This window comes from Pseudoalteromonas sp. SG41-5 (genome assembly GCF_014164495.1).
Classification (GTDB): Bacteria; Pseudomonadota; Gammaproteobacteria; order Enterobacterales; family Alteromonadaceae; genus Pseudoalteromonas; species Pseudoalteromonas rhizosphaerae.
The window spans coordinates 1-9,865 of the sequence record NZ_JACJFH010000126.1; the positions used below are offsets into that span (position 1 = coordinate 1).

Here is a 9,865-nt window from a genome sequence, read left to right on the forward strand (position 1 = left end):
GGAGCGTTATCGATTGATGCGAAATCTTTAGCAACACCGCCGTATACTTTTGCAAGTACGTTAGTGATTGCTGCAGTTAGGGTAGTTTTACCGTGGTCAACGTGGCCGATTGTACCTACGTTTACGTGCGGTTTTACGCGTTCAAACTTTGCTTTTGCCATGACGGAACCTATCAGTTTTGTGTATCTAGATTACATATGAAAATAATCCACCAGAGGTAGATTAAGTTAAATTTTTCAAATTTCAAATAGTATTTTCTGACAGATAAAGGAAGTAATCAAGAAGATTCTAAGACTGGTGCTGATAGGCAGAGTTGAACTGCCGACCTCACCCTTACCAAGGGTGCGCTCTACCAACTGAGCTATATCAGCAACACCAGAAACTGGAGCGGGCAGCGGGAATCGAACCCGCATCATCAGCTTGGAAGGCTGAGGTAATAGCCATTATACGATGCCCGCGTTAGCAACCTGTTCTTAAACTACCTCTAACCGTCAAGAATAAAGTGGTGGAGGGAGCTGGATTCGAACCAGCGAAGGCTGAGCCGTCAGATTTACAGTCTGATCCCTTTGGCCGCTCGGGAACCCCTCCACGATAATTCTTTACTAAACACTTTCGGTAAAAGGAAAGTGGTGCCGACTAACCGAGTCGAACGGTTGACCTACTGATTACAAGTCAGTTGCTCTACCAGCTGAGCTAAGTCGGCACTGCTTTAGTACGGGGCGAGATATTAGAGGAAGGTTGGTGGTGATGCAACAAGAAAATTAAAAAAAATGTGATTTTATGTGCCGAACGCTCACAAATCAGGCAAAACAGCCTGTTTTTGTTAATTTTTGCTCAATTCATACCAGTAATTGAGCCCCTTCATCACTAATTGCGGATCATAAATCGCGTCTAAAAATTGCGCTTTCAATAATGCACCATAGCCACCAGCAAAAATTAGTTGAGGTTTTTTATTGGTTAAATGTAATTTTGCTTGTTCAACAGCCCCTAAGGTTGCCACTAGCGCGCCATTTTTTAAACCATTAGGTGTGTTTACACCCAGCTCATTCGCAAAAGGCGTGTTGGCATCATCAAAAACACGCTGCGTATTCTGTGTTAATGAGCGTGTCATGAGATCAAGGCCAGGTAATATCCAACCTCCCAAATGTTGTCCTTGTGCTGTAAGTACATCAATTGTTGTGGCTGTGCCTGTGTCTATCACGATGCAATCTTGTTGCGGCCATAATTGAAAAGCAGCAATTAAACCAAGCCAGCGATCAATACCTAAATTACTAAATTGTTGATACGCACAGCTAAGGTTACTCAATTGTTTAGTCACTTTCGCTTCAAAACATGGCACCTGAAATGCCGATGCTTGTGCTAATAGTCCATTGAGTTGCTCATTTTTACCAACACTTGCATAAACCAGCTCGTTAATTTTCCGCCAAGGTAGCGCACTAACATCACACGGCTTGATTTCGCCTTGCTGGCATAGCGCTGCTTTAAGTGCTGTATTACCTACATCGATTAATAATCTCATTGAACTGCCTTGCGTAGTGAAATTTCACCACCGTAATAGCTTTTAACCTCACCATCTTGGCGAATACGAATACCACCTTGTGGATCTATGCCTTCACAGATACCGCGCCAGCTTCTATGCCCGGTATTTAACTCCACACACTGTCCTGCAAAGGCGTTGAGTTCGTTCCACTGCTGATACATGTCATGCAAGCCAGTTTGACTGTACTGCGCTAATCGTTGCTCAAGGTGGTATGTTAAATGTGCCACCAGCTGATTTTTATCAATCTGTTGGCTATGTTGGCTCAAATCAGTCCACGCTTGGTCGATTTGCTGGCTGTAGCTTGTGGGCATTTGCAAATTAATACCAATACCTATCACGAGCTGGCATGGCCCTTGTGGCTGACCATCTAATTCGACCAAAACACCTGCGAGCTTTTCTTTATTAAGATAAATGTCGTTTGGCCACTTGAGTTCAATATCTAACTGATACAGTGCTTTTAACGTATCGTAAACAGCTAAGCCTACTGCGATAGACATACCCATTGCGGCTTGCAGCCCGTCATCTAAGCGCCAGAAATAGCTATAATACAAGTTCGCACCAAATGGAGACTGCCAAACGCGTCCGCGTCGCCCACGCCCTGCTTGCTGCATTTCCGCGACGACGACAGTGCCTGAATCCAGTGTTTGTTTAGCCGCAATACGGCGCATTAACTCACTGTTGGTCGAATCAATGATCGGATGCACTTCGATATGTGCCGTACTGGCGTTCAAGCCTTGATAATATTGCTGGATCTTATTTTGCTCTAACAAGCCCACGGAGTTATTAAGGCTATAACCCTTACCGCTAACTTTAAAAATATCCAGCCCCATCGCTTGTAAACTTTGCATATGTTTACTCACTGCGGCGCGACTAATGCCAAGTTGCTCACCAAGTAATTGCCCAGAGATAAAGCCACCCTGATTGAGCGCATTTAAGATTGCTAATTTATTACCATCCGGCGCCTTCATGCTAACTCCCCTAAACCGATATGGCATTCAGTATCATTATTCATCAAGCGAACTTCGTGCTGTAAGCTTATTTGATAACGTTGCCATATTTGCTGCTGGATATGTTGAATCATTTTAATTAGGTCACTGCCTTCACTGCCACCATAATTAACTAAAACTAATGCTTGTTGCTGATGCACTTCAATTCCTGCGATACGGTATCCTTTTAACCCTGCTTGTTCTATTAACCAACCGGCAGCTACTTTATGGTGGTGTTCATCATAGTAATAATGAGGCAACTGCGGATGCGCGACGAGCAATTCGCTAAGTAACTGGTTTTCTATAATTGGGTTTTTAAAAAAGCTTCCGGCATTGGCAAGTATGTAAGGATCCGGTAATTTGCTGTTACGAGTTTTAATCACTTGCTCAAAAACCGTCTGCGCCGTTACCGACTCAAGCTGTTGTAAAGGACCGTAGCTTAACTCTGGCTGCCAAAGTTTTGGTAATGCCAATGCAACACAAGTGATCACTGCTTTATTTTTTAATTGATGCTTAAAAATAGACTGTCGAAAGCCAAACGCACATTGTTGACAACTAAGGCGGATGAGCTGCTTAGTGGCGATATCAAAATATTCTACGTATTCAATAAATTTTGCCAGCTCTACACCATAGGCACCAATATTTTGTACCGGTGCTGCGCCAACTGTGCCGGGGATCAAAGCAAGGTTTTCAAGCCCAGGCATCCCTTGTTTGAGCGTATATGCAACAAGCTGATGCCAGTTTTCTCCTGCAGCAACTTCAAGTAAGTAATCATTGTCGCGTTCAATGATGGCGATACCGGTAGTCGCCATTTTAATTACAGTGCCTTGATAATCGCTTAAAAATACCGTGTTACTACCTTCACCTAAAATGCAAAAAGGGCTATCAAACGTCAGTAGCTGTAATTGTGTAAGGTCAGTGATTTCGCACAGTTGTGAACACTGGCTCGGTAAAGAAAATGTATGAAAAGCTTGCAAAGAGAGAGCCACAAAATGCCCCAAAGGTTAATTGTCACTAATCGCAATAGTGTAACCTATCGTCGCAAAACGCGCATCAGATTGTAAAAATTGCTCAACCCTGATGGTCAATCATGATATAAAACCTGCACTTTTTATTTCCGTCCAGGGTCAATATGAAACTTAAACCACTTTTTTTAAGCCTCGCAATGGCAGGTATGTGCTCACACGCAATGGCCAGTGCCATTGATCAAAATTCCTATGCTAATCTTGATGATGTTATTACCACACACTTAAATCTTGATTTAGACGTTGATTTTGCCGACAAGCAGTTAGAAGGTTTTGTTGAGCATACGTTACAATGGCAAAATGCCGACAGCAAAACATTGGTACTTGATACCCGTGACTTAGATATTGATAAAGTAATGTATCAAGATCAAACTGGTGGCTGGCATAAAGCAAAATTTACCCTTGCTGCACGTGATGATGTTAAAGGCTCAAAGTTAACTATTACCTTTAAAAACCAAGCAGCAAAAGTACGCATTTACTACAATAGCCGCCCAGAAGCATCAGGCTTACAATGGTTAACACCTGAGCAAACAGCCAGTAAAACTCATCCGTTTATGTACAGCCAATCGCAAGCAATTCATGCTCGTAGTTGGATCCCAGTACAAGATACACCAGCGATGCGTGTAACTTACTCGGCACGTATTCATACACCTAAAGATGTTCGTGCGGTGATGAGTGCTGACAACAAAGATGCACTTTATAAAGATGGCGATTACATTTTTGATATGCCTCAAGCAATCTCTCCTTACTTAATTGCGATTGGCGCTGGTAATCTAGAATTTAAAGCTATGTCACGCCAAACCGGCATTTTTGCTGAACCAACCATTTTAGATGCATCAGTTGCTGAATTTGAAGACACGCAAGCGATGATCGATAAAACAAGTACCATGTACGGTGAATATGCTTGGGGCCGTTATGACCTCTTAATGTTACCGCCGAGCTTTCCTTTCGGTGGCATGGAGAATCCACGCCTGTCGTTTATCACTCCAACGGTTGTTGCTGGCGATAAAAGCTTAGTTAACTTAATCGCTCATGAGCTTGCTCACTCTTGGTCTGGCAACTTAGTAACCAATGCTACATGGGAAGACTTATGGCTGAATGAAGGTTTTACCTCGTACGTTGAAAACCGTATTATGGAAGAAGTTTATGGTCGTGACCGTGCGGTTATGGAGCAAGCGCTTGACGCTGCAGGCCTGCGTGCTCAACTTAAAACTATTGCAGCGCCAGATACTCGCCTTAACTTAAAACTTAATGGCCGCGATCCGGACGATGCATTCAGCTCAGTGCCATATACTAAAGGCCAGCTATTCTTAATTTACCTTGAAAACAAGTATGGTCGCGACAAGTTCGACCCATTTGTAAAAGCCTATTTTAAAGAGTTTTCATTCAAATCTTTGACCACCGCAGAGTTTGTTACTTACTTAAAAGCGAACTTAATTGAACAGTATCCAGGTGTTGTTAGCATGGATAAAGTAAACGAGTGGATTTTTCAGCCTGGCTTACCGAGCGATGCACCAAACCCAACCTCAGATGCATTCGATAAAGTAGATAGTGCAACTGCAGCATGGTTAAAAGGTGAAACAACAGCCGCACAACTTCCTACGGCAAATTGGACTGTGCATGAGTGGTTACACTTTTTAAATAACTTACCACGTGATTTAAGCCTAGATAAAATGGCGATGCTAGACAGTGAGTTCAATCTTACACAATCAACTAACGCAGAGCGTGCTTTTGCTTGGTTTATGCTTGCGGTTGGCAATGGCTATCAACCTATCTATCCAGCACTTGATAAACACTTATCAGGTATTGGCCGTCGCAAGTTAATCGTGCCGTTATACAAAGCTCTAATTACTAATGGTAAACGTGAATGGGCACATGACGTATACCTAAAAGCGCGCCCGGGTTACCACCCACTTGCGCAAGGTACTATTGACGACTTGTTTGCTAAGTAATAGCTAAATAACTCAAAATTAAAAAAGGGCGATTTATTCGCCCTTTTTGCTATCTATTTTAATCAGCGCTATTTATTTTTAGTGACTTTATCAATGAAAGCTTGCTGCTCTTGAGCACTGGCTTGTTGCCACCAAAAATCTAACATGGCGGCAGCACTAGGCGCATTACCTGCATTAGGTGCAGGGCGAGAAACTGGAGCTTGTAAAATAGCAGCATTAGGTGCAGCTCTGGTTGTTGATGCTGCTGGCGCTACTTGCACTGTCGCAACTTGAGAGCTAGCACTACTTGTCAAATCAGGCTCAGCTATAATAGCCAGTGGCGTGCCTAATGACGCTCCTTTTACTTGTAAGCTCACTTGCGGCGCTTCTGCAAAAACTTCTGCTGCTACCGCGTTATCAGCACGGTTAAACACCACATCATAATCTGTATTAGCAGCAATGGTCATCGTAACCCAAAATGGTTCTGAGTCGATAACTTGATGCTCATCGTAACCTTGCTCGTACAGATCGGTGTATTTAAGTTTGACCTGATATACGCCAGGAACTAGTTCGATTTCATCAACACGATTGAAAAATGAATGTTCAATTTTCTTATCGCCCACTTGTAATGGGACTATTTCTTCAGGAAAATTAACGGTTTCCGCCACACTTGCCGCACTCAAAAATAATGACACAATACCGCTTAATAATATCTGTTTACGCATAATAGCTCCTTGTTATTTGATTTCAGTTTGACACTGCAGGCAAAGTTTGTCATTAGTGACTTTAGTACAACCGACAAAGAGCCCTTTAAATGAGCCAAGAAACTATTTTTACTAAAATTATTAACCGCGAGATCCCAGCTGATATCATCTACGAAGATGAGCTTAGTTTAGCGTTTAGAGATATCAACCCTCAAGCCCCTTTTCACGTGCTGATTATCCCGAAAAAAGCGATTGCGACCATCAATGATATTACTGAGCAAGATGCGCCAATTGTTGGCCACCTGTATGTGGTAGCTGCGAAAATAGCCAAACAACAAGGCTTTGCAGAGGATGGTTTTCGCGTGGTAATGAATTGCAATGAACATGGCGGGCAAACTGTTTATCATATCCATTTACATATGCTAGCTGGTAAAATAATGGGATGGCCTCCTTATCAAGATAAGACAAAAGGTTTAATTTAAACTGGTTTACTGAAAATATTTGTAAAAAAACATTAACTTTGGAAAAAATATTATTTTATATTAATTTCAATTATTTACAGTTATTTTTAAATTTTCCCTTTGTGAAAAATACGAAAAACGTTATAAAACTATGCATATCTTACCCCCAAGTAATAAATTTCTAATACAAAAGGAGCGGGTTGCATGTTAGGATTGGTTGGTCAACTTTATTCAAGAGTATATAAGTATGAGTAGTACAGCCTTTTTGTTACTAGATCTAGAGCCAATTAATACAATTGGTATTAATGTATTAGAGCCTTTATTAAAAACCCAAGGGCTCAATGTTACTAACGGAACAAACATATCTGAAGTTCCTGAGGGAACGCGCTTATTGTTTATCGAAACATCAAGCCAAGACGCTTGGGGTAAATTGAAAGAGCAACTGGTCAACCTACGAGTTAAATGCGATATCGTATTATTCAACTTAGACGAAAATCCAGAACTTGCTAATCGCGCATTGCTGAGCGGTATTCGTGGTGTTTTTTATACTACCGACAACGCTGATGTGCTAATGAAAGGCATTCGTTTATTACTGGAAGACCAGCTGTGGTATCGTCGTGATATCATGTGCAACGCGTTAAACCGTATGCTGCAATTTAATAAAGACGCATTACATAAACTTACTGACGGTGATATTGAACCAGTAAAATTAACTAAGCGTGAAAAAGCAATTATCTCTTTGATGAGTAATGGTTCTAAAAATAAAGAAATAGCTGAAGCGTTAAGTATTAGTCCACACACGGTAAAAACTCATTTATACAGCGCATTTAGAAAGACAAAATGTCGTAATCGTATTGAATTATTATCGTGGGCACAACAAAATATTCCTGACGAAATTCGCTAGCCTAGCAACTCTTATTTTAATATTAAAAACAGGTACTTTGTGCCTGTTTTTTGTTTATTCAAGAGCGCGATATTTGCTAACAAACGCAATTGCCATTATTCTAAACTCGTCACCTCGATCTGCTTGGAATATGAATGCTCGACTCCCTCACGCTCTACTCTGCCAGCGCCGCCATGATGGTCGTCATGGCATTACTCAATTTTTTAACTTGGCGCGCTAATAAACATACCCCAGGCACAGTGCTGTATATACTTTATCCTTTAGTGCTATTTATTGCCTTGATGAGCTTTGCCTTACATGGTCATTTCGATAGCACCGCCACTATTGTACTTGCAAATAGTTTATGGTTTAGCGCATCCATCATTCATGCGTTAGCAATCAGCCAATTTTTAGGTTATCGCGGCAAAGAGTTTCGGTTTTTTGTATTAGCAACCTTATTTTGCGGAGCGTTGCTAATGTACTTTACCGTAGTTGACTCTAACCTACGTAATCGCATGCTGGCCTCTGATTTACAGCATATAAGCGAAGCATTTTTCTTACTTTATTTATTTATTCGCTTTGCGCGCAAACCTTACCCTAACGGTAGCATCGTCTATATTTTGATCCTTACGATTATCAGCTGTATTTTTACTGGGCGAGTTTTTTTAATGGAAGGTGTGAACAACCTAACACTACTGAAAGAAAACTGGTTTACCATTACGTTATTGATCAATGGTGTGATTGCGCCAATATTTTATACCACTGGAATGGCGTTACTGTGTAATGAGCGTAGAGAGCAAAATCTCAACCAACTAACGAGCAAAGCGCAAAAAGATTTAGAAATTCGCGGGCTATTCTTATCAACTATTAGCCATGAAATTCGCACCCCCCTCAATGGTATTTTAGGTAGCGCACAACTAATTTTGAATCAATCAACAGATCCCCGTGATAAACCTTACTGCGAAGCAATTATAAACTCTGCAGAATCACTTAACTTATTGGTTGATAAAGTACTTGATTACGCCAGCCTAGACCAACACAACGAAGCGCTCTATGAGGAAGACGTAGAATTTAAAACCTGGTTGCATAACTTATGTTTATTACTTAGCCCACTAGCTGAGCAAAAGCGCTTAAAGTTTGAGTTAATATACAATCTTCCTGAGCAAGCTTGTTACTACTGCGACCAACAAAAACTAAGGCAAATTATTATTAACCTAGTCGGTAATGCAATTAAATTTACCGATAAAGGTGAAGTTAAAATTCAGGTGGAATTACTCGAAGAACGCCAACTTGAGCACCACATTCGCATCAGCGTAATTGATTCAGGTCCAGGCATTGAAGATGACGAAATTGAGTACCTTACAGAGCCATACGTACAAAGTAGCGCAGGTAAAGAAAAAGGCGGAACAGGCCTAGGCCTTGCTATCACCAGCCGCCTACTAGCCAAACTGGGCTCCCAACTTGATATTACCAGTGAGTTAGATAAAGGCAGTTCGTTTAGCTTTGATATCACGCTTGTGCTTGGCGAACTCAGCCTTGTTGAACAGCGCCATCAATCAAAAGATTATTTAACTGGATTAGATGTATTACTGGTCGAGGATTTAGATTTAAATCAAAAAATAGCCATAGAATTTATGGCTGATGATGAGCATAAAATCAAGCTCGCCCGCGATGGTAAAAGTGCTATTAACCTGATGCAAGAGTACCACTTTGATGTTGTGCTATTAGACATGAACCTGCCAGATCTGACTGGCCAAGAAGTACTTAAAACCCTCAAAGGTATGGAGCATAAAAATCAACGTACCCCAGTACTCGCCTTTACTGCCAGTTTAAGCCCTGACGAAATCAAAGAGTATTTCTCATTAGGAATAAAAGACATTGTTGGTAAACCAATTAAACAACAAAAATTACGCCAAGCATTAAGTGATTCACAAAGCAGCCATGCACCCAGTATTGCCGTTGAGCTGAGTGATGTTTTATATGACAATACCGCAGAAGACACATTAAAAAGCTCTTTTAGTGAAGACGAGATTTCGTCTATTTACAACGAGTTTGTATTATCCGCACGCAACAAGCTGATCCGTGCTCAGCAATTATTAGATGAAGATAAAGAACAATGTATCAAGCTGCTCCATCGCCAAGCAAGTACCGCTTTACAGCTCGGTTTTAACCGCTACGGTATAGAGTTAAAAAAAATAGAACGACGCTTACTCGATAACAAACCGCTTAAAGAGTCACTCACAGAAGCGTTGGTACTGTGGCAAAATAGCCTTGAGCAATATTTAAAGTATGTCAGGGAGCAAATGAGTTGACGAGTTGGCGAGTTGGCGAGTTG

At 41.3% G+C, this 9,865-nt stretch carries 9 protein-coding genes and 4 tRNA genes; 4 read left to right on the forward strand and 9 right to left on the reverse strand.

From position 1 onward, the window contains the following. The 8 genes from H5232_RS20880 to murB all read right to left on the reverse strand — a co-directional run. Positions 1–161 (reverse strand): GTP-binding protein (locus tag H5232_RS20880; protein WP_246175643.1); only part of this gene is annotated, 161 nt, incomplete at its 3' end. Positions 162–295: 134 nt separating this feature from the next. Beyond that, positions 296–371: transfer RNA gene (locus tag H5232_RS20885), tRNA-Thr, on the reverse strand. A gap of 12 nt (positions 372–383) precedes the next feature. After that, a tRNA-Gly gene (locus H5232_RS20890) sits at positions 384–458 on the reverse strand. 45 nt (positions 459–503) lie between these two features. Continuing rightward, positions 504–588, reverse strand: a tRNA-Tyr gene (locus tag H5232_RS20895). 39 nt (positions 589–627) lie between these two features. Then, a tRNA-Thr gene (locus H5232_RS20900) sits at positions 628–703 on the reverse strand. A gap of 120 nt (positions 704–823) precedes the next feature. After that, positions 824–1,519, reverse strand: coding sequence for a type III pantothenate kinase (locus H5232_RS20905; protein WP_182719320.1), 696 nt, complete (start codon positions 1,517–1,519; stop codon positions 824–826). After that, positions 1,516–2,508, reverse strand: a complete 993-nt coding sequence (gene birA / locus H5232_RS20910; protein ID WP_149983335.1) for a bifunctional biotin--[acetyl-CoA-carboxylase] ligase/biotin operon repressor BirA — start codon at positions 2,506–2,508, stop codon at positions 1,516–1,518. Before birA ends, H5232_RS20905 begins: the two co-directional genes overlap by 4 nt. Beyond that, positions 2,505–3,515, reverse strand: coding sequence for a UDP-N-acetylmuramate dehydrogenase (murB, locus tag H5232_RS20915; RefSeq protein WP_182831442.1), 1,011 nt, complete (start codon positions 3,513–3,515; stop codon positions 2,505–2,507). The genes birA and murB overlap by 4 nt, the downstream gene beginning before the upstream one ends. A gap of 143 nt (positions 3,516–3,658) precedes the next feature. Here murB and H5232_RS20920 point away from each other — a divergent pair, with 143 nt between their 5' ends. Continuing rightward, complete coding sequence (locus H5232_RS20920; protein ID WP_182768337.1) at positions 3,659–5,503, forward strand: M1 family metallopeptidase; 1,845 nt, start codon at positions 3,659–3,661, stop codon at positions 5,501–5,503. A 68-nt stretch (positions 5,504–5,571) separates the two neighbouring features. On the opposite strand, the gene H5232_RS20925 is transcribed toward H5232_RS20920, so the two are convergent. Further along, positions 5,572–6,207 carry a DUF2057 family protein gene (locus H5232_RS20925; RefSeq protein WP_182831443.1) on the reverse strand — a complete coding sequence of 212 codons (636 nt, stop codon included), beginning with the start codon at positions 6,205–6,207 and terminating at the stop codon, positions 5,572–5,574. Positions 6,208–6,296: 89 nt separating this feature from the next. Between H5232_RS20925 and H5232_RS20930 the strand changes: the two genes are divergently transcribed. The 3 genes from H5232_RS20930 to H5232_RS20940 all read left to right on the forward strand — a co-directional run bounded on the left by H5232_RS20930 (position 6,297) and on the right by H5232_RS20940 (position 9,842). Continuing rightward, entirely contained in the window at positions 6,297–6,668 is a 372-nt protein-coding gene (locus tag H5232_RS20930; protein ID WP_149983339.1) for a histidine triad nucleotide-binding protein, read from the forward strand. Positions 6,669–6,894: 226 nt separating this feature from the next. After that, positions 6,895–7,551 (forward strand): response regulator transcription factor, encoded by a 657-nt coding sequence (locus H5232_RS20935; RefSeq protein WP_149983340.1) that lies wholly within the window; start codon positions 6,895–6,897, stop codon positions 7,549–7,551. Positions 7,552–7,685: 134 nt separating this feature from the next. After that, a complete protein-coding gene (locus H5232_RS20940; RefSeq protein WP_182831444.1) occupies positions 7,686–9,842 on the forward strand; it encodes an ATP-binding protein in 2,157 nt (718 codons plus the stop codon). Positions 9,843–9,865: the final 23 nt, after the last annotated feature.

Excerpts from the sequence above, each read along its gene's own strand:
- birA (WP_149983335.1), bottom strand. The coding sequence starts at position 2,508 with ATGAAGGCGCCGGATGGTAATAAATTAGCAATCTTAAATGCGCTCAAT.
- H5232_RS20905 (WP_182719320.1), bottom strand. The coding sequence starts at position 1,519 with ATGAGATTATTAATCGATGTAGGTAATACAGCACTTAAAGCAGCGCTA.
- H5232_RS20920 (WP_182768337.1), top strand. The coding sequence starts at position 3,659 with ATGAAACTTAAACCACTTTTTTTAAGCCTCGCAATGGCAGGTATGTGC.
- H5232_RS20935 (WP_149983340.1), top strand. The coding sequence starts at position 6,895 with ATGAGTAGTACAGCCTTTTTGTTACTAGATCTAGAGCCAATTAATACA.
- H5232_RS20930 (WP_149983339.1), top strand. The coding sequence starts at position 6,297 with ATGAGCCAAGAAACTATTTTTACTAAAATTATTAACCGCGAGATCCCA.
- H5232_RS20925 (WP_182831443.1), bottom strand. The coding sequence starts at position 6,207 with ATGCGTAAACAGATATTATTAAGCGGTATTGTGTCATTATTTTTGAGT.
- H5232_RS20940 (WP_182831444.1), top strand. The coding sequence starts at position 7,686 with ATGCTCGACTCCCTCACGCTCTACTCTGCCAGCGCCGCCATGATGGTC.